The organism is Lactiplantibacillus sp. B652 (genome assembly GCF_023806745.1).
Lineage (GTDB): Bacteria > Bacillota > Bacilli > Lactobacillales > Lactobacillaceae > Lactiplantibacillus > Lactiplantibacillus pentosus.
This window is the reverse complement of record NZ_JAMSKY010000008.1, coordinates 62,920-89,016: the sequence shown is the minus strand read 5'-3', so window position 1 is coordinate 89,016 and position 26,097 is coordinate 62,920. Positions and strand designations below refer to the sequence as shown.

22 protein-coding genes are annotated in these 26,097 nt (G+C 44.8%); 12 read left to right on the top strand and 10 right to left on the bottom strand.

Annotated features, from left to right (window positions below; genetic code table 11):
- Positions 1–39: 39 nt before the first annotated feature.
- From MZO40_RS10745 to MZO40_RS10730, 4 genes are all read right to left on the bottom strand, one after another.
- Entirely contained in the window at positions 40–1,128 is a 1,089-nt protein-coding gene (locus MZO40_RS10745) for a DUF871 domain-containing protein (protein ID WP_105960679.1), read from the bottom strand.
- The gene (locus MZO40_RS10740) at positions 1,128–2,033 is read right to left on the bottom strand and encodes an ROK family protein (protein WP_122217918.1); all 906 of its coding nucleotides are present in this window, start codon (positions 2,031–2,033) and stop codon (positions 1,128–1,130) included. The genes MZO40_RS10745 and MZO40_RS10740 overlap by 1 nt, the downstream gene beginning before the upstream one ends.
- A 14-nt stretch (positions 2,034–2,047) precedes the next feature.
- A complete protein-coding gene (murQ, locus tag MZO40_RS10735) occupies positions 2,048–2,941 on the bottom strand; it encodes an N-acetylmuramic acid 6-phosphate etherase (RefSeq protein WP_105960677.1) in 894 nt (297 codons plus the stop codon).
- A 200-nt stretch (positions 2,942–3,141) separates the two neighbouring features.
- A complete protein-coding gene (locus tag MZO40_RS10730; protein WP_105921844.1) occupies positions 3,142–4,485 on the bottom strand; it encodes a PTS sugar transporter subunit IIC in 1,344 nt (447 codons plus the stop codon).
- 223 nt (positions 4,486–4,708) lie between these two features.
- Between MZO40_RS10730 and MZO40_RS10725 the strand changes: the two genes are divergently transcribed.
- From MZO40_RS10725 to MZO40_RS10715, 3 genes are read left to right on the top strand one after another with little or no spacing between them, the layout of a single operon-like run.
- Positions 4,709–5,440 (top strand): GntR family transcriptional regulator, encoded by a 732-nt coding sequence (locus tag MZO40_RS10725; protein WP_088770456.1) that lies wholly within the window; start codon positions 4,709–4,711, stop codon positions 5,438–5,440.
- 24 nt (positions 5,441–5,464) lie between these two features.
- On the top strand, positions 5,465–6,256 hold the full coding sequence (locus MZO40_RS10720; protein WP_088770457.1) for an alpha/beta hydrolase family protein: 792 nt from the start codon (positions 5,465–5,467) through the stop codon (positions 6,254–6,256).
- Complete coding sequence (locus tag MZO40_RS10715; RefSeq protein WP_088770458.1) at positions 6,249–6,620, top strand: hypothetical protein; 372 nt, start codon at positions 6,249–6,251, stop codon at positions 6,618–6,620. The genes MZO40_RS10720 and MZO40_RS10715 overlap by 8 nt, the downstream gene beginning before the upstream one ends.
- A gap of 243 nt (positions 6,621–6,863) precedes the next feature.
- Here MZO40_RS10715 and MZO40_RS10710 read toward each other — a convergent pair whose 3' ends face one another.
- Positions 6,864–8,066, bottom strand: a complete 1,203-nt coding sequence (locus MZO40_RS10710; protein ID WP_105960687.1) for an MFS transporter — start codon at positions 8,064–8,066, stop codon at positions 6,864–6,866.
- A gap of 297 nt (positions 8,067–8,363) precedes the next feature.
- Positions 8,364–9,269 (bottom strand): LysR family transcriptional regulator, encoded by a 906-nt coding sequence (locus MZO40_RS10705; protein ID WP_252133273.1) that lies wholly within the window; start codon positions 9,267–9,269, stop codon positions 8,364–8,366.
- Between the two features lie 226 nt (positions 9,270–9,495).
- On the opposite strand from MZO40_RS10705, the gene MZO40_RS10700 reads away from it, so the two are divergent.
- The 5 genes from MZO40_RS10700 (at position 9,496) to MZO40_RS10680 (ending at position 14,336) form a co-directional block, all read left to right on the top strand.
- The gene (locus MZO40_RS10700) at positions 9,496–10,347 is read left to right on the top strand and encodes a sugar phosphate isomerase/epimerase (RefSeq protein WP_003640065.1); all 852 of its coding nucleotides are present in this window, start codon (positions 9,496–9,498) and stop codon (positions 10,345–10,347) included.
- Between the two features lie 26 nt (positions 10,348–10,373).
- Positions 10,374–11,213, top strand: a complete 840-nt coding sequence (locus tag MZO40_RS10695) for an SDR family NAD(P)-dependent oxidoreductase (protein ID WP_252133272.1) — start codon at positions 10,374–10,376, stop codon at positions 11,211–11,213.
- 91 nt (positions 11,214–11,304) lie between these two features.
- Positions 11,305–12,189, top strand: a complete 885-nt coding sequence (locus MZO40_RS10690) for a shikimate dehydrogenase (RefSeq protein ID WP_252133271.1) — start codon at positions 11,305–11,307, stop codon at positions 12,187–12,189.
- Positions 12,190–12,202: 13 nt separating this feature from the next.
- Positions 12,203–13,087: a shikimate dehydrogenase gene (gene aroE / locus MZO40_RS10685; RefSeq protein WP_088770461.1), complete on the top strand. Its 885-nt coding sequence runs from the start codon at positions 12,203–12,205 to the stop codon at positions 13,085–13,087.
- 1 nt (position 13,088) lies between these two features.
- A complete protein-coding gene (locus tag MZO40_RS10680; protein ID WP_105960674.1) occupies positions 13,089–14,336 on the top strand; it encodes an MFS transporter in 1,248 nt (415 codons plus the stop codon).
- Positions 14,337–14,372: 36 nt separating this feature from the next.
- Here MZO40_RS10680 and MZO40_RS10675 read toward each other — a convergent pair whose 3' ends face one another.
- Positions 14,373–15,302: a LysR family transcriptional regulator gene (locus MZO40_RS10675; RefSeq protein WP_105921849.1), complete on the bottom strand. Its 930-nt coding sequence runs from the start codon at positions 15,300–15,302 to the stop codon at positions 14,373–14,375.
- 136 nt (positions 15,303–15,438) lie between these two features.
- Here MZO40_RS10675 and MZO40_RS10670 point away from each other — a divergent pair, with 136 nt between their 5' ends.
- Genes MZO40_RS10670 through MZO40_RS10655 form a run of 4 tightly spaced genes read left to right on the top strand, consistent with a single transcriptional unit; the run spans position 15,439 to position 20,393 of the window.
- The gene (locus MZO40_RS10670; protein WP_105960673.1) at positions 15,439–16,323 is read left to right on the top strand and encodes a shikimate dehydrogenase; all 885 of its coding nucleotides are present in this window, start codon (positions 15,439–15,441) and stop codon (positions 16,321–16,323) included.
- Positions 16,324–16,352: 29 nt separating this feature from the next.
- Positions 16,353–17,111 (top strand): type I 3-dehydroquinate dehydratase, encoded by a 759-nt coding sequence (gene aroD / locus MZO40_RS10665; protein ID WP_252133270.1) that lies wholly within the window; start codon positions 16,353–16,355, stop codon positions 17,109–17,111.
- A gap of 41 nt (positions 17,112–17,152) precedes the next feature.
- Positions 17,153–18,109, top strand: a complete 957-nt coding sequence (locus tag MZO40_RS10660) for an FAD:protein FMN transferase (protein WP_216681040.1) — start codon at positions 17,153–17,155, stop codon at positions 18,107–18,109.
- Positions 18,102–20,393 carry an FAD-dependent oxidoreductase gene (locus MZO40_RS10655; RefSeq protein ID WP_101874226.1) on the top strand — a complete coding sequence of 764 codons (2,292 nt, stop codon included), beginning with the start codon at positions 18,102–18,104 and terminating at the stop codon, positions 20,391–20,393. The genes MZO40_RS10660 and MZO40_RS10655 overlap by 8 nt, the downstream gene beginning before the upstream one ends.
- An 88-nt stretch (positions 20,394–20,481) precedes the next feature.
- On the opposite strand, the gene MZO40_RS10650 is transcribed toward MZO40_RS10655, so the two are convergent.
- From MZO40_RS10650 to MZO40_RS10640, 3 genes are all read right to left on the bottom strand, one after another.
- Entirely contained in the window at positions 20,482–21,540 is a 1,059-nt protein-coding gene (locus MZO40_RS10650; protein ID WP_105960671.1) for a prolyl oligopeptidase family serine peptidase, read from the bottom strand.
- Between the two features lie 168 nt (positions 21,541–21,708).
- Positions 21,709–23,262 carry a glycoside hydrolase family 43 protein gene (locus tag MZO40_RS10645; RefSeq protein WP_105960670.1) on the bottom strand — a complete coding sequence of 518 codons (1,554 nt, stop codon included), beginning with the start codon at positions 23,260–23,262 and terminating at the stop codon, positions 21,709–21,711.
- 4 nt (positions 23,263–23,266) lie between these two features.
- A complete protein-coding gene (locus tag MZO40_RS10640; protein WP_122217940.1) occupies positions 23,267–26,089 on the bottom strand; it encodes an alpha-L-rhamnosidase in 2,823 nt (940 codons plus the stop codon).
- Positions 26,090–26,097: the final 8 nt, after the last annotated feature.

Genomic DNA, 26,097 nt, shown 5'->3' with positions numbered 1-26,097 from the left:
CCAGCGAATTTTTCGCTGGGGTTTGTTTAGTCGTTAAGTCTAATCCACAAATCGAAACTTACTCCAAGGCTTAATAAAATCAAGCAGCAGTAATTCTTCAGGCGTAATCCGACCAATCCGATTCTTACGGGGTTCACGGTGCGGATTTAAGACAATCTGCAACTCGTTTTTATAAATACCAAAATCATCATTTCCAACTAAGACGTCCCCACGTTGGAACTCAATATCATTATCGTGCGGAGCGTTGGGTGTCTCCTTATAGGTCACTCGCGGCATTGTGGAGCGGATGACGTTCGGATTAATGTCACCTCGGCGGAAGTGCTGAGGTGTCAGTGCAATTGTTCTTTCAATCTCATTGACGTGAGATTCAAATTCAATGTGGAATTGCACCTGGTAGCGATTGATGGCGGCTAATGCGGCTAGTTCTGCTTCACTGGCGTAGGCGTTGCCGATAATTACGTCATCGATGAGCCCTGAAGCAAAGAGATGCTTGGCTTGAACGGCGATCGGTAAGCGGCGATCAGCTTCCAGCGTGGGAAGGCCGTCGTTAACGTTCCAAGGCCCCATCGTGCCGACCTGACTTGCCACAAATGCGGCGGAGTGAATGCCGAATTTTCGGAATCGTTCACTACATTTGACGAAAAAGTCGTAAGGCAGAGCCGTGCCAACTTGCGGGTAGAAGTTATGGCATCCATAAATAAATGGCACATTAGCTTGATAACTAAGAATATTATTGAGGTAGTCGACGTCGTTACTCATGTTGAGCTCAATAATTAAGCCGTATGGATTATATGACAGCATGGCTTCAGTGGCACCGTCAAAGCCTTCATCCAGCCGAATACCAGCAACGTGCAAATCAGCAAAGAACTTGAGATCCTTATATGAAATACCTAATTGCTTGAAGATACGGGGTGAGACGTCCAGGATTGTTTGGTATCCGAGTTGATTACCAACGTCAATGATTTTTTGATACTTAGCTTTGGTTTCAGCAACCGTTCCTGAAACTTCTAGCATACTCATGAAGATTCTCGTAAAACCATATTGATGGCCTAATTTTAGATAAGCCGCATTTGCTTCGAAATCACTATGGTCGGGATAGATTGATAATCCTAATTGACGCATTGTCATTAATTATTTTCCTCCTGAGCCCAACAATGCCAATAAAGGGCAGCGTGGGCATTATTAGTTGTTATATCGTTGAATTTAACTGTTGGTACGACCTGATGAATGGCGGTAGTTAACGCGGCTCGTACCAATTGGTTATGCTGCAAAACAGACCCTGAGAGGACGATGTTTTGTGGCCGTGGCGTTTCAAAACGCTGATATAAGGTAATCACTTGTTGCGCTAGTGCTTGCGCCGATGCCACCAATACTGCGATTGCTTCCGAATTTCCCTGATCAGCTAAGCTAGCGATTAGTTGTGCTAATTGAGCATTTGTCTGCCGGTTTTGAGCGTAGAACCGTTGCACTGCGGCTGGCACACTGGAAGCGTCCAGTTGAGCTAGCAGCGGCTTAGTCAATTGACTGGTTTGTCCGGCATCCGTCCGAGTGAGAATTTGTTTAAACGCCCGCTTAGTAATGTCATAGGCGCTTCCTTCATCACCCAGAACGTAGCCCCAGCCACCAACGCGGAGAAAATGGCCCGTTTGACGGCCATAAACGACCGAGCCAGTCCCAGCAATCACTAATAGGCCATCAGCACCGGCGAGCCCATTCAGCAACGCGAGTTTGGCATCACTAATAACACGAGTCTTAATCTGATAGCGCTGATTGACGAGTTGCTGAATTTCATCCGCATGGCCGGCAGTTTCAATACCCGCGATTCCAATTAGAATTAGGCCGACTTGGTCAGCGGGGATGGGCGCAACCAGTTGATCTAAGACGCCGGTTAAGTTGGCGATTGCGCCAGTATAGTCTAAGACGACGTTCCCGGGACCACCTGTCACACTTTGGACTAGGTGCTCGGGAGAAGTGGTCCAAGTTTGACCAACGATGTGGGTACCGCCGCAGTCAACGCCGATTAAGTAGGTCATAATTGCGCCACCTCCTATAGGGCATCTCGAACAACACCATGCGCGCGTTGCAAACGTTGTTCGGCTTCAGTAACGGAAACATTAGCTAAATTCATGACGATGGCAGTCTTGACGTTCTGATTAGCAGCAGTGAACAGTTCGCTAGCTTCATCTGCAGAAACGCCGGTTGCCAGTTCAATCATATGCTTAGCGCGGATGACGAGCTTTTCGTTGGTTGGTTTGACGTCGACCATTAAGTTATGGTAGACCTTGCCAATCTTGACCATCGAGATCGTAGACAGCATGTTCAGCACCATTTTCTCAGCTGTCCCGGCTTTCAAACGGGTTGACCCGGAGAGTACTTCGGGACCCGGAGTGACTTCAATTGCCACCTGGGCATGTTGACTGATTAGGGCTGACGCGTTGCAAGCTAAGCTAATCGTGGCCGCACCAATTTCGTGCGCATAGTCGAGTGCACCGATGACATATGGCGTACGGCCGCTAGCTGCAAGACCCACGACCGCGTCATTAGCCGTTAATTTTAACGCTTTAAGATCCTGCCCGCCGAGGTTGAAATCGTCCTCGGCGCCTTCGACAGCGACGGTCATGGCTTGAGCGCCTCCAGCAATCAGGCCTTGAACCATTGATGGATCGGTACCGAATGTTGGAACGCATTCTGCGGCATCGAGGACGCCTAAACGACCGCTAGTACCTGCACCCATGTAGATCAGGCGACCGCCAGCTTTAAAACCTTTAACGATCAAGTCAATGGCAGCGGCGATTTGGGGTAATTGTGGCGCGATGCTTTGGCTAACTTTGGCGTCTTCTTGATTCATTAATTGTGCAATAGCAAGTACGGACATTTCGTCTAAGTGATTACTGGCCGGATTACGACTTTCGGTAGTCAGTTGGTTAATATCTGCTTTCATATAGTAGTTTCCTCGTTTCTTAGAATATGTACCAAAAGGACTGCGGCACAAGCAGCAGTCCTCATGGAGTGATTAATGATAACGGTCTAATTCATGGCCATCATCCAGCCAGACTGATGGCCATGAATTAGACAAAAATCGATCAGTTTCATTATGACTCATACTTAGGTTTGAAGTTATCAGTGTTCGTAAACCTTGCGCTATTCGGCAGTAGCTGCTTGTGCTTGAGCCGCTTTTTCAGCGTCGGCTTTAGCAGCATCCTGTTCAGCCTTTAATTGTTTACGATCCCAAATCTTGAAGAATGGGTAGTAGATGAAAGTGGCGACAATAATGTTAATAATACATAGGACGGCAGCGCGCCAGTCCCAAGCAGTTGTCATCAATGCCCCAATTGGTCCAGGAAGTGTCCAAGGGACTAATGCGACCGTCCGACTGACTAAGTGGAGAACGGTGGCTGCCCAAGTAATAATCCCCATGCTCAATGGTGCCAGTACGAATGGAATAGCGAAGTATGGGTTCATCACAATTGGCACACCGAAGATAACGGGTTCGTTAATGTTGAAGATCCCAGGAATAATGGTAACCCTTCCAATTGTCTTGCCATAAGTCGACTTAGAGAAGAAGGTTAATAGGATACACAGAGACAGTGTTGCACCGGCACCACCAACGTAGACGAACCATTGGAAGAATTGTTCAGTCATGAAGTGTGGAACCGTTGCTGCAGTAGCGCCTTTAGAAATAGCAGCTAAGTTTTCGTTCAGGTTTGGATACCATAATGGCCAGAAGATTGGGGTGGCCAAAGCGGCACCGTGAATCCCGAATAACCAGACAATATCGGTTAAGAGGATTGGAACGATAACTGAGATCAAATTGTCACGCCCAAAGTAGGCTAATGGACTGAAGACCCATTGTAAGAACGCGTTAACGTCAAAATTCAACCCAACGTGAATGACCCAAGCGCCAACGATTAAGAAGGTCGCTGGAATCAAAGCTGAGAATGAAGCGGCAACAGCCGGTGGGACCCCATCTGGTAACGTGATGACCAGATGATGATCACGACAGAGCCGAGTGACTTCGGCTGTTAGAATCCCGGCAAGCATCGCTGTAAATAAACCGGCAGCCCCGAAGTGTGTTAATGGCACCACGGTCGCAGCGGCCTTTAAGCCCAGTGCTTTGAAAGCAGCGGGCGTGGTCGTAATTGGTTTGACCGCTAACAATAGGAAGACCATTACTGAGACGACCCCGGTTGAAATATGGTCGAAGTGGTAATCTTCAGCTAACCGACCTGCAATGGCAAATGCCGCATAAATCGCCATAAAGCCCATTGAAAAATTAATTGGAATTGCTAAACCAGCGGCGTAGGGCTTAATAAAGTTTGTCCAAGCAGTAATGGGTAGTTGCGTGACGATCGTAAAGAACGAGCCGACGATGGTAACTGGAATAATAACCGCCATCCCGTCCCGAATAGCACGTAAATAACGGTTGGCTGCAATTTTACTCATGACGTCAACCGTTTTATCTTTCCACGTACGTGAATTATCCATGATTCATTCATCTCCTTAAAAAGTTTGGTTGGTTCAAGTAGTTGTAAATTATCCCCCCTAATTTCAAAAAAGTTAATGCATTAACTTGATTTCAACAGTGAGTATAGCATAATATAGCAGTATAGTTAACGCTTTCATAACGTTATTTGTAACGAATAGGCCTAAATTTTGATTAAGTATAGACATTTAATGCATTAACTTTAATGCGGGATGGTGAAGGGTAATGAGTCGGAAGGAACCAATTTATCAAACAATTTTAAATGCATTGATCTTGGAGCTGAATTCAAATCATTTTCGTAAGAACGCGCCATTTTATAGCGAGAGCGAGTTACGAAAAAAGTATCAAGTTAGTTCAACGACGGTCGTGCGCGTCTTAAATACGTTGGCTGACCAAGGGTATATTTACCGAATTCAAGGAAAGGGAAGCTTCGTGTCCAAGTTTAATCGGGGCACTGCAGTACGAATCACGGACACGCATCCTTATGATGTTGATGAGGAACAGGTCGCCGTACTCGTCGCCAATCAAGAGACTGTGCCACCCGCCCGTGCAAGATTCGCTGAGCCGGTGGCAACTTGGTACTTAGAACGATTGCGCGAAATGAAGCGGGCCCCATTTGAGTTCTCCCAATCATGGTACTTATCCTCACTGATTCCGGCAGGTGCACTTAAAAAGTTAAGAGCAGTCCATTCAATCTATGCTTTGATTCGCAAGCATTCGCAACTTGACCTCTCAAGACAGCCGTTTGAACAAGAGTATGCGGCTACCTGTGTTCCTGATCAGCGCGTGGCGGATTACCTGCACGTTGGCCTAGATACGATGATTATCAAAATTGAACGGTGGGTCTTTCAAGGTGATCAGACGCTTGAATATACCATCAGTTATATGCTACCGAATTACTTTGGACTTAGATTGAGCAGTGATTCAAAGTCAGTGGCAATGAATCAAATTCGTTGATTGGGCATTTGATAGGAGGAGCACATGTCAATTCACAGTAATAATTTTTATTCAAATATCTTACGGCAACCTGCACAGGTCCAAGTGATTTTACCGGAACCTTTAAATGCCGCTGGACAAGTCCAATCGGCTTATATGAGTGGAGACCAGCGCTTACCAACCATTTGGCTGTTGCATGGATTGGGTGGCGATGCCACGTCCTGGATACGGCGGACGGCCATTGAATTGTTAGCGACGCAGTATCGGGTTGCAGTGGTGATGCCGGAGACCGGTCGGGGCTTTTACACAAATATGGCGCATGGGCCACGGTATTGGGACTACTTAACACGTGAGCTACCCACTCGAATGCGTTACATTTTCCCATTATCTGCACGGCCAGCTGACAACTATTTGTTAGGCAATTCGATGGGCGGATACGGAGCGCTACGCTATGCGTTGACCTATCCGCAACAGTTTGCAGCGGTGGCGGCATTGTCGCCGGTAACAGATTTAAAAAAGTTTCACGTGGAACAAGCCGACATTATGCCTGATTTTGATTTGGCGTTTTCACCAGAACAATTACAGAATACGGCTGTTGACTTACAATACTTACTGCAGCATTCAACCGACTGGGGAACGTTGCGAGTCTTAATGACGACGGGTGATCGAGATATTTTAAACGCCATGGATGAAGCATTTAGACCACAATTAGCTGCTGTTTTCAAAGAGCGGTTTGAATGGCACTCACAAGCAGGACATCATGATTGGCAACTGTGGAACCAGCAATTGCCGTATGCAATACACTGGTTAATCAAGGGAGGTTGGGCACGTGTTTAATATTAAGGATGAGCATGGTCATTATAATTTATGGGGACAGACGATTTTAGCACTAGTACCGCTGCTGTTAGCGGTAATTGCCTATCCATTGTTACCTGGTAAAGTCTATGTGCCAACTGCGGTCACGAGTTTGGAACCGTGGGGAATCAAGAGCAATATTTTTATCTATCCGGTCTTTTGCTTGATTTTATGGTTCTTTATTTGGCTATTTGTATTTTTTAATCGACTCTATGAAAAGAACCTCAAAGTCACGCGTCAAAAATACCGTCCGATGGAGAACTATTATATCTGGAGTGGCTGGGTATTGGATATCTTGGCGGCATTAATGGTACTACTACAGATTATCGTGAGCGTGCGGGCGTAATATCAAACAGCAGGTGCGCGTGGGATAAATCGTCACGGCACACTGAAATAGGGCGAGGAACCGATTTGGGTTACTCGTCCTATTCATTTAAAGCTATTCTACTAAGTTGTCTTCTAGCATGATCAGGTTCAAAGCGTATGCTCTGATTTCGAACGCCATTCGGCATCATTTCAGAACCAGTGCCACGGTGACGAATTCTATTAGACATCTGTTCAGAGTCACACCTGCTTTATCAACCATGATTTAGTCTGCAAATTTTCGATTACGAATCATCAGAATGATAACGATTACGAGGCTGAGTAAGGTAACGCCCGTGTCAATTTCAAAGACATGTAATACGCTAGCGGCCGTGTCATCAATAATGAAGCTTGAGACCAATGGCCCGACAAAGAATGTTAGGGCAGTCGCGAAGCTATAATACCCGGTCACTTTGCCTTTTTCGGCCGGGAAGTATTGGCTGAGTAAGGTTAGTCCCAGTTGCCAGATTCCACCAGCAGCGAAGAAGCCGATTGCAATAGCGGTCAAACGAGCACCGTCAGCGCTAGGAATCACGACCATTTGTAACAATGCTAAGAATGAGATTAACGTGTAAACGAAAATCAATTTGATAGGTTTGATGCGTGTGACTAAGGATGACGTAATAAAGACAGAGATCAATGAGGCCATCGCGTACCAGGAAATCAATGACTTGGAACTATTGAGTCCGAGTTTTAGAACGCTACTTCCGAAGTTAGGTGCATACTGCGAGAAAATATAAAATGTAAATGACAACGTGAATCCCACGATGATCAAGAGACTACCATCGATCAACATAGACGGCTGTGCCGCATTAGAATTAGTTGGCGTGTTCAGCGCTTGGCTCTGAGGCTCGTTTTTAGCGTGTACTTGGGTCAATGTTTGCGGTGCAAAGCTTGCCAGGGCAATCAAGACAATGTCTAAGACCATCACCACGACCATGATGACCAGTGTGATTTGCGCATTTGGCTGTGCTGCGACGATAAATGGTAACACGAATTGCGCCAGTGACATCGCCGCTTTGACGAGTGAATTCATGCTAGCGGCTTGCTCCTGAAAGGCATCAGTTAGTGCCGGGTAACTTGCAGTATCACCAAAGGAATTAGTGGCACCCATAAATAGTGCGGCAATGCAGGCGCTAATGAGATTGGTGCTGAAGAATAAGCCAGCTAAGAATAGGATTTGCGCAACCATGCCAATCAGCATCGTGCCTTTGCGTCCGAGCCGATCAGAGAGGTAGCCGGCAATCAGGATCGTTAAGAGGCGACCAATTCCAATCATGGCGATTACAGTGGAAATTCCCTTAACATCGGTGTGCCATAGGGCTTGGAATTGACTGCCATATTGCGAGACGATAATGGTCGCCATCCCTAAAATGGCGTAATTTAAGTAAATTCCAGCAGCTAGCGGTAAGTATGTTTTATGCTTCATGGTTATATCCTGCTTTTCTTTCAATTCCATGGTTGTCACCCACCAATTCTATTTTTCACAAACTTGGCTAAATTAACGGTTTTAAACGGTTATCTTAAGGCTGGATAACCAGATTATAAACAACGTTAAAACAGACAAGTAAACGGTTTACATATTATAAAATTTATGATTGATACTAAATTCACAATCGTTGATTCACTTCAAATTTTAACACGGCCACGGCAAGTGTCTAATAACAAAATCGCATTCAATCAATAGCCTGAAGCTATCGGTTGAATGCGATTTTTTGGTTGTTGTTTAGATGTTATTAACGGATAAGGTTTTACTCTGATCTCGGACAAATTTAATGAATTCTTCCATTGCGGGCTGTGGCGTGCGATGCTTTAAAACTGCCATGTATAAGATTCGTTGCCAAGTTGGAAATGACAAGGGGATGATTTTGACAGGCATATTTTGAAGAATCGACATGTTCGGAACGATTGCGATGCCAAAACCACTAGCGACCAACCCGGCGATGGCTTGATCTTCTTCGACTGTGTATGCGCTAATTGGTTGTCCGCCGCAGTTATTGAAGAGCTTCTTCATGATAGGATGTAAGCCGCTACGCTCTGAAAACGTAATTTGCGGATAAGCCAGTGTCTCCGCGAGATTAATACTGGAACGATTGGCCAACGGGTGATTGGTGGGTGTGATACAGACCATCGTTTGCTCAGCGACTGGGAAGAAGTCGATGTCGCTGAAGTGATCGAGCTTGGAACAAAACGCCACGTCATACTTCTTATCACGGAGTCCCCGCAAAATATCAGGGGAGAGACCGGTATCTGTATTGAACTGAAACTGCACGGCTGAGTGGGGGCTTAATTGAAGAAATCGTTGCGCCATATCTGGTAGCCACTTGATACTGAGCGTTCTGAGTGCGGCAATCCGGATGGGAGATTTTTGTTGATTGAACCGTTTGACGTTAGTGACGCTCTTGTCTAAAAGTAATAGCGCGGATTCGACATCGTTAGCGAAGACCTTGCCGGCAGGTGTCAATGTGACGCTACGCCCGGATTTTTGAAAGAGTGCGACATTGAGCTCGGCTTCCAATGAATGGATAGCCTTGGTGAGACTGGGTTGTGTAATATGTAACAGCTTGGCAGTTTGTGTATAGTTTTCTGTGCGGGAAAGCGCGACGAAATAACGTAGATGATCCAGATTCATGACTCTTCTGACCCCCTGAAATTTCAACTTGTTAGTGACTGACGGGTATTAGAAACTTTGTTCTAAGGCTAATATACCAGAATTAATAACTTTTAGCTATGATTTATGGTGGATAAAAGCAATTGGACGTTTTTGCTGATAGCGATTACATTTAACTTGTAAAATAAATTATGTGAATCACAGAACATGCATGTTACGAATCCACTATCCTTGGAGGAAAAATATTATGACAAAAGCACATCCAATTACAATTAGTTCCTGGACGCTGGGTGATCAATGTACATTTGAAGATCGTTGTAAGGCTGCAAGTGCTGCTGGTTATGATGGCATCGGCTTACGCGCTGAAACTTATGTTGATGCTTTGAATGAAGGCTTAACGGATCAGGATATTTTGAACATTTTAAATAAATACCAGATTCGTTGTACGGAAGTTGAATACATTGTTCAGTGGTGTGAACCCCAACGGTCATATGAACAAAAGTATAAGGAACAAGCTTGCTTCCATATGTGCGAACTGTTCGGTGTTAAGCACATCAATACTGGTTTGATGGAAGATTATGATATTGATTATACCGCTAAGAAGTTACAAGAATTGGCTGCGCGTGCGGGCGATTTGATTATTGCGCTAGAACCAATGCCATACAGTGGCCTGCCGAATTTGGATAAGACTTGGAAAATCATGCAGAAAGCTAACTGTGACAATGTTTACATGTTATTAGACATGTGGCACTGGGTTCGCGCTAACCAACCATATGATTTATTAACTAAGGAACAGGCTAAGCGCGTTATTTCAATTCAAATTGACGATGCTTACACCCGGCCATACGCAACTTCCATCTTACGTGATGAATCAATGCATGATCGGTTAGCCCCTGGTGCAGGTGACTTAGACACAGCCGGTTTCGTTAAAATGATTAAGGATGCTGGCGTCGATCCTAAGGTGATTGGTGTCGAAGTGATTTCTGATCAGTACATGGCTAAGGGAATTGACTACGTTGCGGATTATACGTATAAGCAAACTGTGTCAGTTTTGAAGCAAGCTTGGCCTGAAATTTTAAAAGATCCAGTTCAGGCTTAATAATTGAGTAGAAGGAGCGAGTACTAATGACTAATAATTGGCTAGGATTAATAGATAAAGTGGTTGCGATTACAGGTGCTGTTGGTGGAATGGGAACTAAGTTTTGTGAGGAATTTGCAAAGCAAGGTGCCAAGATCGTCTTGATCGATATGCTTGAGGATAAGACTCAAGAACATGCTAAAGCACTTGCCGACAAGTATGGTGTCGAAACATTGGCAGTTAAGTGCAATACCACCAATGAAGCAGAAGTCGATGCTGCGGTTAAAGCAGTCACAGACAAATTCGGGAAGATTGACGTTTTAGTTAACACGGCTGCAATCTTACGTTTCTCACCACTTGAAGATCTACGATTAGATGAATGGCAAGCAGCTTTAAATGTTAACTTAACGGGTTATTTCTTGATGTCACAACGTTTCGGTCGTGTCATGATTCAACAAAAGCACGGTACAATGGTTCACATCTCAACGGTCGCTTCACGTTATCCAGAAACTTATAGTGGTGCTTATAGTACGACTAAAGCAGCGGTTAACATGATGTCGAAGCAGATGGCCGCTGAATGGGGACAATACGGTGTTCGGAGTAACTGTGTCCTACCATGCTTAGTTAAGACGCCGTTATCAGAAAACTTCTATAGTGATCCTAAAGTTGAAGAAGGTCGGGAACGCTTAGTTGCTAGTCGTCGTATCGGGACTTTGGATGACATCGCCAATACAGTGTTATTCATGGCTAGTGATCGTTCTGATTACACTAATGGCGGTGAAGTCACTGTCGATGGTGGCTTGAACATCATGATTTCCGACATGATTCCAAAGCCAGGTGGCCGTCGTCAATACGCGATCGATCATCATCAACCAGCGAAAAAATAATGATTTGATTCAGTTACATGAACTTGTGGATGAGACTGGGACAACTGTCTCAGTCTCTTTCCTTATTCAATAGACGAGGAGATTATAAATTATGGAAAAGCGTATTTCAGGAACAACCGGTTTATTTACCTTGCTTGGGTCACCCGTTGGTCATTCAGGCTCGCCAGCAATGTATAATTTCAGTTTTCAACAACAGGGGCTAGATTATGCTTATCTCGCGTTTGATGTTAAAAAAGAGCAGATGCCTGAAGCAATCGATGCGTTACGGCTATTTAAAGTTCGCGGTAGTAATGTGACGATGCCATGTAAAAGCGTTGCCGCGACGCTGGTCGATGATTTATCCCTAGCAGCCAAAATTGTAGGCGCTATCAACGTTATTGTGAATGATAATGGCAAATTAACGGGGCATATTACTGATGGTATCGGGTTTGTCCGTAATTTGAAAGAGAATGGCGTGGATGTTGCCGGTAAGAAGTTAGTTGTGATTGGCGCTGGAGGTGCGGCGACTGCATTACAAGTTCAATGTGCCTTAGATGGTGCGAAGTCATTGGCAATCTTTAACCGTGACGATGGTTTTTATGCCAATGCTGAAAAGACACAACAGAAGATTAAGGAAGCTAAGCCGGAAGTTGACGTTAACGTCTACCATCTTGAGGATCAGGATAAATTAAAAGCCGAAATTGAAGATGCTGATATCTTAGTCAATGCCACGATTGTTGGCATGAAACCACTAGACGGTCAATCATTGGTTGATCCGAGCTATTTGCGTTCAGACTTAGTCGTTGCAGATACTGTTTATAACCCACTGAAGACGAAGCTGATTGAAGACGCTGAAGCGTTAGGCTGCACGGTGGCACCAGGTAAAGGAATGTTGTTATGGCAAGGCGACGCAGCCTACAAGCTCTTTACGGGTAAGGATATGCCAACGGCCGAATACCAAGCATACGAAGCGAAGCAAGTTGCCAAGCAACACTGAGGAGGATCAACTAATGGAAGCACGGATTGACGGTCATACAACGATGTTAGGACTGTTTGGCTCACCTGTAGGCCATTCTGGTTCTCCAGCAATGTATAATTATAGTTTTGAACAAGCAGGAATTAACGACGCTTATTTAGCATTTGATATTCAAGCTGATGAGATGGCGAGTGCGTTGACTAAGATGCGCGTGTTGAATATGCGTGGTGCCAATGTGACGATGCCGTGTAAGAAAGTCGCAGCAGAATTAGTTGACGAACTTTCACCAGCCGCTGAGTTGATTGGTGCTGTGAACACGATTGTTAACAATGATGGTGTCTTAGTCGGCCACAACACGGATGGTGCTGGTTACGTTGAAAATCTGCGGCATCACGGCGTTGGTCCTAAGGGAAAACGACTTACTGTTTTAGGTGCTGGCGGTGCGGCTACTGCGATCGCGGTTCAAATGGCGCTGGATGGTGCTCAAGCAATTCACATTTTTAACCCCAAGGATGACTTTTATCAAAATGCGGAATTGACCGCACAAAAGATTATGAAGAAAGTTCCAGCTTGTCAGGTGACGGTCGGTGATATTAATGATCAGGCGGCATTGGCTCAAGCGATTAGTCAGAGTGATATTTTAGCTAATGCGACTAAAGCCGGAATGGCCCCGAATATCGATCAAACCAATATTAAAGACATGAGTGTTTATCGCTCAGATTTAGTCGTGACCGATACCGTCTATAATCCAGCAACTACCAAAATGTTGGCGGATGCCGCAGCACATGGTAGTCAAACGATTGGCGGAAAAGGCATGTTGGTCTGGCAAGGTGCAGCTGCCTTCAAACTATACACTGGTCAAGAAATGCCAGTCGAAGAAGTGACGAAGCGGTTCTTCTCAGATGATGGGGGTCGTTAAAATGGCAACTAATACAAATTCGAACCGCAAATACTATGTCACGGCCCTAGCACTTTATTTTGCCTACTTCATTTTGGGGATTGCTTCCTCAATTATGGGCCAGTACAAGACGGATTTTGCGAAGGCTTGGGGTGCGACAACGCTGGCAAATGGCACGATCGATGTTAGTATGGTTGTTTCAGTAATTGCAGCATATGGTCTTGGACGTCTCATTGCTTATCCATTTGCGGGCCCCGTCTCAGACAAGATTGGTCGCCGAATCAGTGGCTTTATCGGTATCGCGTTGTATGCCGTTTTCTTCTTCGGCATGATTAGTGTCCATAGTATGTGGTGGGCTTACGCGATTGGTATCGTTAATGGGATTGCCAATTCATTCTTGGACACCTGTGTCTCACCCAGTGTGATGGAAATCTTCCCTAAGTCCGCTTCAATTGCGAACCTGTTTACAAAGTTTGCGATTACGGTGGCCCAATTCATTCTGCCATTTGTCATCGGACTGGTTGCAAGCGCGCAGTTATCATATAAAGTCATCTTCATTGGTTGTGGGATTCTAATGATTGCCGATGCGATCTTAGTGCTGATTTTACCATTTCCACAACAAGATAAGACGGCTGTTAAAACGCAGTCAACGACCAGTAAGAGTGGGTCAAAGCATCGTTTTACACCGGCTTCAATTGCTTCGATATTAATCGGCTTTACGAGTTCCGCCACCTTCATGATCTGGCTCAACTGTAATCAAGAATTAGGCGCGAGCTACGGCATCAAAGACCCAAGTACCTTACAGTCATTCTATGCTGTCGGGGCGACGGTCGCCGTACTTTTGACAGCCCAATTCATCCATATGGGCTTGAAAGAAACGACAGTGCTGGTCCTATATCCAAGTATTTCAATCGTCATGTTACTACTGTGCTACTTCATCAGTAATCCCGTCATTTTGTACATTGGGAGCTTTGTAATCGGTTATGCCGCCGCTGGGGGTGTGCTCCAGTTAGCCACTTCAACGACCATTGGTTTCTTCCCGGACAGCAAAGGCTTGGCCACATCATTGGTCATGATTGCTTCCAGTGTTGCTAATTACGTCGTGTTATCTGCTGCCGCATATTTGACAAAGGTCACGGGAGCCAGTGCGCCAAGAATGATCATTCTAATGAACGTTGTGATTACACTAATCGGCGTCGGATTAGCCTTGATTGTTAAATATCGTGGACAATCATCGTCTGTCTCGACGGCCTCCAGTGTTGAAAACTAAGATTAAAATTGCGTCTTTGTCATGAGGACGCAATTTTTAGATTAATCGGTCCTCATCAGTGTAATGTTGCCAACAATAGCTACGTGCAAATTCCTGAAAACGGTGAACGGCTGGCGTGACGAATCCGCTACGGCGAACGATCAGATAAATCTGGTGATTAAGTGGCTGATCAACCAAGTGCTTGATGCAAACCTGACTAGGATTTAATAGCGGTAAATAAGGCATTAACGCGACGCCCAATTTGTACCGCACGAAACCCGCCATGGTGTGATCTTCTTCAACTTCGTATGCCACTTTAGGTTGAACGTGGGCGGCTGCCAGAATTTGATCAATTAATGGGCGTAACCCACTATTTTTTGAAAATTGAATCATCGGGTAAGCTGCTAAATCAGCGACGTGGAGTGAGTCGCTTTTGGCTAGTGGATGATCATTTGGCATCACGGCAACGATTTCTTGTTGGACTAGTGGAATAAAGTCAAAGAGGTGGGCCGTGAACTGGTCACCAAGCTTTCGGACGTTGGAGGCAAGCACGATATCATATTGTTCATCTGCTAATCCTTGTAGCAATCTCTGCGAGTTCCCTTGACCCAGTTCGAAGGTGATGGCTTGATTTCTGGGCTGGCTTTTAAAGTTAGACATTAATTCTGGCACTAATTGCTGGCCAAGCGTGTACGTAAACCCCAATTTGACGTGCCCAGTATCAGGATCCATCAGTTGCTTAACGAGTTCATTGCCTTGTGATAAATCATTTAAAGTAGCGGTAACGTACTTCAAATAGACGCCACCAATGGACGTTAACTTGATATTACGACCGTCAGCTTCGAACAGGGGGACGCCTAATTCATGTTCGAGCTTTTTGATCGCATAACTGAGTGAGGGCTGTGAAATACCAAGATTTTCCGCCGCTTTTGCCATATGTTGAGTTCGAGCCAACTCTTTGAAGAAAATTAAATGCCTTAAATTCATGGTTAGGACGCTCCTTTATTCATAGAAAAATTTGATGATTTAAACGAATCATCCATATTTATTATATTAAACTATTTTGCTAACATAACAAGTGAATTGAGTAACAAACCCGAAAATAAATTGAGGAGTGTTTTTTATGACAGAACGAATTGATGGACATACAATACTGATTGGCTTAATGGCATATCCGATTAGACATTCAATGTCACCAACCATGCACAACAATGCTTTTGCTAAATTAGGCTTAAACTATGCCTACTTAGCATTTGAAGTCACGAATGAGACGTTACCAAGTGCCATTGAATCAATCCGGACTCTAGACATGCGCGGCTCCAATATTTCAATGCCCAACAAGCAAAAAGTCATTCCACTGCTTGATAAGTTAGACCCAGCTGCCAAGATGGTAGGCGCGGTTAATACGATCGTTAATGATGATGGTGTGTTGACTGGATATACCACTGATGGCATTGGATTTATGAAAGCGCTAACTGATGAAGGGCTGGATATTCGTGGTCACAAGATGACATTGTCAGGTGCCGGTGGTGCTGGGACTGCCATCGCGGTTCAAGCGGCCTTAGACGGGGTCAAGGAAATGTCGATCTTTAATATGCACGATGCAACGTGGGCAAATGCGGAACGAAACGTTAAACTAATTAATGAACAGACGGATTGTCATGCAACCTTGCACTCACTCGAAGATCGTGATGATTTTAAGCAAGAAATTCAGAGTTCATATATTTACACCGATTCAACTGGGGTGGGTATGAAGCCACTTGAAGACAAGACGTTGGTTGATGATCCAAGTTGGTTCCGTCCAGACCAAATCGTGTTTGATACTGTCTACGCCCCACGAACAACGAAGCTGATGAAGGTTGCGCGTCAAGCTGGATTAAAGCACGTTTATAACGGGTTAGGCATGATGCTCGAACAAGGTGCCGCTGCGTTTAAACTGTGGACAGGCGAGGATATGCCAGTTGATTATATCCACCAAATTCTATTTAGTGATGATGACGCTAAATAATAAGTTATTGATAACAGGAGGTGCGCGAGATGCAACCAGTCATTAAATTACGAAACATCGAATTAGGCACTGGCCGTCCCAAAATCGCGGTGCCCATCACGGGTAAGACGGTCGCGGATATTCTGAGTGCAGTTGATCCGATTAAGGCCGCTAAGCCGGACTTAGTTGAATGGCGCATTGATTTCTTTGACGGCGTCACGGATGCCGCTAAGTTACAGGATGCCGGCCAACAACTGCGAAACGCATTAGGCGATATTGCCTTGCTGACGACGTTTCGGACGAAGGGTGAAGGCGGTGAATTGGCCTTAGCCGACGCTGACTACTTCAAGGTGTGCCAAGCGGTGATCGCTGGGAAGTTCACCGATGCGTTGGATGTTGAACGTTATCATGAAGAAAAGGACGTTAAGCAGTTGGTCGCGCAAGCTCAGGCTGCTAACGTCGTTGTCATCATGAGTAATCATGATTTCGACAAGACACCAAGTGCTGCGGAGATCGTCAAACGGTTGACCAGCATGGTGGACTATGGTGCGGATGTCGCTAAGATGGCTGTCATGCCACAATCCGCTGAAGATGTGTTGACACTACTGAGCGCCACCAATATCGCCCATCAATCGTTGTCACGACCTGTGATTACGATGTCGATGGGTGACTTAGGCAAAGTTTCACGGATCGCGGGCGAAGCCTTTGGATCGTGTCTCTCATTTGCCACGGTCGGTGCCGCTTCAGCGCCGGGTCAGATTGCCTTAGCGCACCTACGACCAGAACTAGAAGACTTGAAATTGAATTAAGCGATTAAATAAACTAACGATGAACAAGTGGGGTCAGCAGGATGATGGAAACGCATAAGAAATATGTCTCGCAATTTACGATGATGGGTACCGTTATCTCGCTGACCCTCTTTGAACCGAATCAAACGGCGGTTGAGGCCGTCTATGATTACTTGCAACGGATGGATGAGGCCTTTTCGGTCAACCGTCCTGACTCGGAAGTGGCCGCGATCAATCGCTATGCCGGGATTCATCCGGTACTGGTCAGTACGGCGTGCTTTCGGTTAGTAGCGGATGCGATTCGCTATACGCAACAGTATCCGACTAGTTTTAACGTTCTGATTGGACCGCTAGTCAAACTATGGAAGATTGGCTTTGGTGGCCATCAGGTACCGTCCGCTGAAGAAATCCAGCAACGGTTAGCCCTAATGGACTTGCACGAGGTGATTTTAGATGAAGCGCAATCTAGCGTGTATTTACGCCAACCTGGCATGCAGCTGGACTTAGGCGCGATCGCCAAGGGGTATTTTGCTGATCAAATCGTGACGCAATTGCAACAGGCGGGTATCGAACACGCCATCGTTAACTTAGGTGGCAACGTGAAGCTCCTCGGGGACAATCCACTGACCGCTGATCAACGGTGGCAGGTCGGAATTCAAGCCCCAGAAGCGCCACGTGGCTATCCAGCGTTACAAGTTGAGATGCCAGCACGGACGGTCGTTACCTCGGGAATTTTTGAGCGCTATTTTAAGATTGGCAATCGCCAATATCACCACATTCTTGATCCGAAAACGGGTTATCCGGTGGAAAACCAAGTTGATCAAGTGACGATTATTACCGAACAGTCAGAATTAGCAGAAGTGTTGTCGACCGTGGCCTATTTTGAAGGGCCGAAGCGGGGTGCTCAGCTGATTGAGCCACTTCCTAAGACGGAGGCCATCTTCATTGACCACGACCAACACGTCACAGTTACCAGTGGCTTAACGCCGCGACGCAAAGGAGTGTTTACTATTGAGTAAAAAACAAATTACCGGACAGGCAATGGGCCACAACGGTATCATCAATTATGAAGTGGACGTACAAGACAATAAGATTGAGGACTTGAAGATATTAAAACATTCCGAAACGTCGGGGATTTTTAACCAAGTCATCGATAAGTTGAAGCAAAATATTATTACTGAACAGTCATTCGACGTGGATACGATCAGTGGTGCGACGGTCATGACCCAAGCGCTATTGAAGTCGGCTGATCAGGCTGTCGCCGATGCTGGCGTGACCGTTCATCCAGTCCCTAAGAAGGCTAAGCCGCAGACGAAAAACTATCGGACTGACGTCTTGATCATCGGTGGTGGTGAAGCGGGATTGGTTGCCGGTTGCCGCGCACTATCGATGGGACAAAAAGTCATCTTAGTTGAGAAAAACGGCTATTTAGGTGGCGCGACGATTTTGAATGGTTCCAATGTTGTCGGGACAGGTTCGGATGTCTCCGCACAAATCTTTGATAACAATCACGATACACCAGAGATGTTAGCGCAAGATGTCGCTCGTGAAAGCTTGGAAACCAATTACCCGGCCTTAACTGATTTGATGGTGCATAACATTGGCCCAGCCATTGATTTCATCAGCAAGTTCGCCGATTTGCATTACCAAAAGGCCCAGACCCAAACGCCGGAACATTCGATCAATCGACAAATCGAATTGCCGTCCGCAAGCAGTTACGAATTCATTCAAAAGGTCTCAAAAGCCTTTGCTGCCGCGGGTGGTCAAATCTTACTAGACACGCGGGTCGAAAAGTTGATGCTGGATAATGATAAGCAATTACGTGGTGTCGTTGCCGCCCAAAAGGACCAAATGGTCAACATCAAAGCGCGTTCAGTCGTCCTAGCTGCCGGTGGACATGGTGCCAACCAGAAGATGCGCGGCGAAGAGAGTGAAGGTATCGATTACTATGGTCCAATGACGTCGACTGGTGATGCTTACCAGTTCAACGCAGATTTGGACCTACAAACACACGATTTAGGCTGGTATAAGCTCTATCCACATGGTGTGGAAGTTGAACCAGGCGTGGCCAAGTTGACGACCTACGCTTCAAAGCAAGCGACGGACATGGGTGCCATTTATGTCAATTCCAAAGGAAAGCGGATCGTTAATGAATCCAACGTTTACACGGCTTTCCGGAATGCCATTCTCAAGCAGGATGACAAGGTCGCTTACTTAGTTATGGATGAACGGACTTGGAAGAAAGTCTATGATCTATTGATTTTACACGACTTTACGCCGGAAGAAATTCAAAGCTTCTTCGATAACAAGGATAAGCGCCCAATCTTCGTCAAGGGTAACCTAGCTGATGCAGCTAAACAAGCTGGTATTGATGTGGATGAATTGGCCCAAACGGTCAAAAATTATCAGGGCTACGTCAAAGATGGTCATGATCATGAATTTGGACGCGATCCGAAGTTCTTGCACCAATTTGAAGGTCAGACTTTCTACATCATTGAACAACGCGACCGGTTTGCCACAACTTTAGGTGGTTACAGTGTCAACGCAGACAACTTACAACTAGTCACGACCAAGGATGCGCCGGTTGCCAATTACTTTGGTGCTGGTGAGATCATCGGTGGGGCCAATGGTCACGATTCGATGCCAAGTATGATGAATACCTGGGGTATCTCATCTGGTTACGTTGCTGGTGCTGCCGCTAGTGACAACGCCCAACGGCAAGCCGCTGCTGGCGACGATGAAGCCAATATCGTGGCAATCGTGGGGACCAACGCCTCCAAGTCTTATAATCGCAAGTTATTATACGTGATGAAGGATTTGTTTGAGACCCAGGTTAACTTTGATATCTGTGAAATCAAAGACTTACCACTATTCAACGAAGACGATATCGACCAAGAGCCTGCAAGTGTCAAAGCACTAGCGGCTAAAATCGAAGCAGCCGATGGTGTCGTGTTCGGCGTGCCTGAATACGATCACAGTATTCCAGCAGCGTTGAAGAGTGCCATCGAATGGCTCTCATGTGCAGAACACCCATTCAAGGATAAGCCAGTCATGATTGTTGGTACGTCACTAGGTGTTCAAGGCACCGTCCGCGCCCAAATGAACTTACGTCAAATCCTGGACTCACCAGGTGTTGACGCCAAGGTCCTCCCTGGCAACGAATTCATGTTGCCACAAGCTGGCACCAAGTTTGATGAGAATGACCATTTGACTGATGACGCTAGCGAACACTTCTTGAAGCAGTGCTTTAGCCATTTTTTGACCGCGTTACCAGCTAAGACGAAAACGTCGGTTACGAATTAAATAGAGCGAGTTGAATAAAGCTAGCACCTGAACCCGGTTGGGGTTGGGGGGCTAGCTTTTTGGGGTTAATTAACTCGTGTAAACTTATCTACGATTTTCTTTGTGAGAACAGCCATGGTAACAATGTCGGTGTATCAAATGCTGGTTCCCAGCACCCGTGTGGATTTGGTGTAACTTTACCATCATCATAAATCGTCACATTGACATTTTGATTACCACATTTTTTGACCATCTCAGTTGCTTCAAGTGTTCCTTGCACATTTACGGTATGATCGTCATGTGAATGGAATGCCCAAATTGGTGTTTCTTTGAGTGCCTTCGCTTCTGCCATGCGTGGATGCATATATCGGCCCTCACCAGCCGCCCCCACAAAGGATTTATCTTCGTTATAAATATACCCGCAACAGGGGACGATTGCACTAAATAAATCTGAGTGATGTTCTGCAAAATGCCATGTTGCTGCACCGCCGTTAGATAGGCCCACCAAATAAATACGTTTTGAGTCAATATTATCTGACTGAATTTTTGATTTAATCAGACTCAATAATGTTTTACGGATTTCAGGTCGGAACCAACCGTTTAACTCAGGTGCCCAAGTCGCTTGTGGGACCAGCAAGACAGCATTTTCATGCTTAGAGATATAATCATGAATTGTTTTGGGCACATCATTACCTAACAATGGCATCTGGTTCTTGAATCCTCTTTCACCAGAGCCATGTAAAAAGACAACTAATGGTCTTGCTTCATCTTTGGAACCCGTCTGATATTGATAATAAGAGATTCGGCCAGTATCCCTTTGAAAAATATTTGTATCGAAATCTGCCAAATAGTCATCATCTTTAAAGATAACTTCATACTGTACAGTATTTTGGTTGCAAACCTTCAAACTAACTTGGGGGTAGTAAAATTCGTTGACAAATTTTTTTACATCAAAATTCAACAGCGATAATGCCCGTGTCTCTTCAAATTCGATATGAATTTTGCGACCAACTTTTAATAGTGACTTGATTCCAATCTTATGACCATTAACTTCAAAACGGAGGTGTGACTCGGTGAGCTGTTCACCAGTTTCTCCTAACAAATCAGCGCTTGTAACATAATAGCCCGCATTAATAACTTCACAATTATAAATAATCTTACTTGGCATAAAGGACACCTTCCATGTATCTAACGATTCGCTTTAAGAATAGAATATTAGCTTCGCAATTCCTGTCGAAATATCATTTAATGATAGCGGTACTGAGCCTATATCAGAAAATGATTTCATCAATATTCACAATACTGCGCTTGAGAATGCTCAAGATGTACTAAGAGGTCACTCATGCTTCGGTAAAGCCTCACGTACAGCTTGAGAAATGACGAACTGTGCGTTCTTATAAGCGAATATACCTTGAATATCACCGGTATTCAGTGCTGCGATTGCTTGATTTGATAGCAAGAGACTATCTGTTGAGAAGGAGACTTGCTTCTCGTCACTCATCGTTGCGACAAATGTTTTCTTATCTGAACGATTTAAGATGCTGAGTGCTGCCGGGTATTCTGGTAAAGTACCTAATTCCCGGTTGACTTTTAGATCACCTACTTGCTGACAGCGGTAAACGATGTAGCTACCTTCTGAGCTTTGTCTGATCAAAAGTGCAGCAAAATGATCTGCATCTATGATAGTTGCGATTCCAAAACTTCCTTGATTGACATGACTGTCAGGTGAAAGTGTGACAGTGAATCGTTCATCATGTTCCGTTTGTCGAACACCAATAAATGCTGGCGTGCTGAGGTCTGATAATTGATGTTCGTTACCAGGTAAGTGAAGTTGGCCGTCGTAAATGCTAAGCCCTGGCACTTGATCTCGTAAGCTCAGCCACTCGGGATTTAAATCAGACGTGGTGAACTGATCTACGAAGCGATTCTGTTGCTGAGCGTGTGGCAATGATGCCGCATGCTTTGGAAATTGGGATAAGTCAACATTTACTGTAGGAATCCTATTATTCACAGTTGGCCAGTCCTTTTCCCAAGTAACAGGGTAGAGTAAAGTTTCTCGCCCGATGTTTGTAATCGCTGTGAACCCAACCTGTGCGGGACGGGTCCCCAAGCAAACAAGCCACCAATTATGATTGACATCTTGGAATAAGTCGCCATGACCGATATTTTGAAGGGGTTCACTCGCTCGATCACGATTGGTAAACAGCGGATTGATCGCGCTGTCATCAGCGTATGGCCCCCAAATGGATTTACTCCTGAAAATGGTAATCATGTGACCTTCACCGGTACCGCCTTCTGCTGCCAATAAGTAATACCAACCTGACTTTTTGAGAATATGAGGGCCTTCAACATCTCGACCACCAGTACCATAGGTTAGAATCACAGGCTCATGAATAATCTTGCCTGTCGTTAAATCTATCTCGACTTGACGGATTGCCTTTGTCCCTTGTTTATCAACATATCCGGTGAACTGGACATAAGCGTGTTGATCTTCAAAGTAGATATCCGGATCAATCCCAGGGACATCGATTTCTGTCCGCTGTGTTTCCCATTCGACGTTTTCGCCGTCATCACTTAAACGACCACGAATCAGGAAAGTCTTAAATTCGGCAAAATTAGTGGTAATCACATAAAAATGGTGTTCGTAATATCGCAAACATACTGCAAATATACCCTCATTAGACTTCGACTGTCGTAGATCCGCTTGATTAGGAGAAGATACGATTCCGGGGAGTTTCGTCCAATTCAGCAAATCGTTACTTTTGGATAGTGCAATTCCCGGATAGTATTCAAAAGTACTGTTAACCATATAGTAAGTAGAACCAACTCGCGTGATACTAGGGTCAGGATACATTCCCCGTAAGATTGGGTTTTGATATTTTAAGACCATTAGATTATCGCTCCTTCATAAACTGACGCTCACTTGATAATGGTGTCGATGTCAGCAAATCATTGATTTTGACGAGATGATCTGTATCAATGTTGATAAAAGGTAATAATGTGTTTAGCTTAGTTAACGACATCTTACCAAGACCACCTTGAACGGCATCAGGATCATTCTTAAAGAAATCTAATACCGAATCAATACGATCAATTTGTTGTACCAATTGCTGATCAGCCATAATCGTCGCAGCGGCTGTATCCTCAGAGTAGTGCTCGATGTAGTTATTAGTTGGTTGATAGTAGATTTCATACTGACCGCCGATGAGTTTGAAACTGTTGCCGGTCAATATCTGATCATTCACGTGGATTTGACGACCTTCAGCTCTTGGTAGCTTAACAGTAACGGTAGTACCAAAAGGAACGGTCAGGCTAACTTTAATCGTATGATTAGTGTCCGTTTCGATACGTGAACTCATCTTGAATGGACCATAGGGCGTATCGTAGTGTCCACTGATTTGTTTCAGTCGATAGTCGAAATGAGGCACAAAGGTGATTGATTGATAGCCAGCGTCATGTTCACTAATACCAACTAAGTATTTGTAAGCCCATTCCATAATGGCACCAATGCTGTAATGGTTCAGAGAGTTCATGCCATCTTTGTTCATACTACCGTCGGGTTCTACGGAATTCCAACGCTCCCAAACAGTGGTTGCATCCATTTTGACAGCATATAGCCAGCTTGGAAAATCGGTTTGCAAGAAAATCTTGGTTGCGACTTTGTGCTGTCCATATTTGGATAATACTTGGCAAATGAATGGCGTCCCGACAAAACCAGTTTTTAAGTGATCGTTATCCTTTCCAAGTCGATTGGTAAGATCATTAAGGACACGTTTTACTTGTGATTTAGGAACCAATTCAAATTGAAGCGCAAGTGCATAGGCAGTTTGAGTATCGATTGCCAAACGCCCAGTCGGTGTAATATATTCTCGTTGAATAGCTGACTTAATATTCGTCGCTAGACTGGAGAATTCATCAGCATCTTGGGAATGATTAAGCATAGCTGCAGTTTTTGCGACAATTAAACTGGAGTAATAGTAATAAACGGATGCGATGAAATCTTCGTCGGTTTTACCCGTTGGAAGCGCAGGGTTTTCACCATCCAAGGCAATCCAATCACCAAATTGAAACATGCCAGTCCATAAATTAGGGGTTTTTGTATTTGCAGTTATCCAATTGACCCAGGATTTCATAGCGGTATAGTTTTGCTTTAATACCGCGGTATCACCGTAATCTTGATACATGTTCCATGGGATAATGGTGGCTGCATCGCCCCAGACAGCTGCACCGCCATCATCAACACCCATAGCAGGCGCATACATTGTCAGCATGCCATCATGCTGACTTTGTTCTACTGCCATGTCACGTGCATACTTTTTGAAGAACTGAAAGACGTTCATGTTGTATGCTGCAGTATTGGAGAAGATATTAGCATCACCTGTCCAACCTAGACGTTCGTCACGCTGAGGACAGTCGGTTGGAACGTCCAGGAAGTTGCTTTTCTGTCCCCAAACAATGTTCTTAAAGAGACGGTTGACATCTTTGTTATCAGTGTGAATTGAGCCCGTAGTCGCCATGTCGGAATACAGAACTGGTGATTTGTAGTCCTGTGAATCAAGTGGCTTCGTATTACCTGTAACTTTAACGTAACGGAAACCAAAATAGGTGAAATGAGGCCGAACCCAACCTTCTTTTCCATCTGATACATATGTGAAGCTGGCCCGGGCAGCTCTAAGGTTCTCACGGTAAAAGTTTTCTTGTTGCAAGATTTCACCAAATTGAAAAGTTAATACAGTCCCCTTGGGCTCTCGATTATAAAAAGTTAGCCAACCTGCATGGTTTTGACCAAAATCGAGTACGGTCTCTTTTGCAGGTGTTGTCAGTATTTGTTGAACTGCCAGATTCTCGTGAATCTTGATTGGCAGACTTAAACGATCTTGAAGCGTCGTTTTAGACTCTGAGAGGATGACCACTGGCTGCCAATCAGTAATAGTGAGTGTGTCGTCAATATCTTCGCCATAATAGATCGCTGATTTGGTGATTTTCCCAGTTGTGGTTTCCCAGCTCGAATCGGTATTCAAAACAGTTGTACTGCCGTCTGCATAGGTCAGATGAAGTTCGGCGAGGATGCGCTGCTGGTCACCGTAAATACAATCCTTACCACCATCAAAGCCATAGGTTCCTTTATACCAGCCATCACCGGTACTAAAGCATAGTTCATGCGTTGCTGGTGACTGTAAAGCTTTTGTGACATCATAGGTTTGGACTTGAACCCATTTGTTATAGGCAGTCACGCCTGGTGCTAAATACTCATCACCAATCTTTTGATGATCTAAATACGCTTCATACAATCCCAATCCAGTAGCATATAATCTCGCTTTTACGATTGGTTGTGTCGTCTTAAACGATTTTTTGAATAGTGTGTTTTGAACCGATTTATTGGAATTTCCAATCCAATCTGCTGTGTATTTTTCAGCCATTTTACCAGTCTCAAAGTGGCTATCTGCGGAAATTTGTTGCTCGCTATTTTGAAGGATGATGCGGACAGAATATTCTGTTCGAGATTCTAAATCCATTGCAACGTCGAAAAAGTTATTATCGTAATCGGTTAATTCAGTTTGATAACAAGGTTGCTCTGAATTCGATTTCCAAATAATAAGTTGTTTCTTCACTTTAGTGTAATGTGGCGCATCAACCTTGAATTCAATTCGCAAATTAGTTAGATCAAATCCCAGTGGTTCATGCATATGATTAATTAAAATCTGTGAAATATTCATGATGAAAA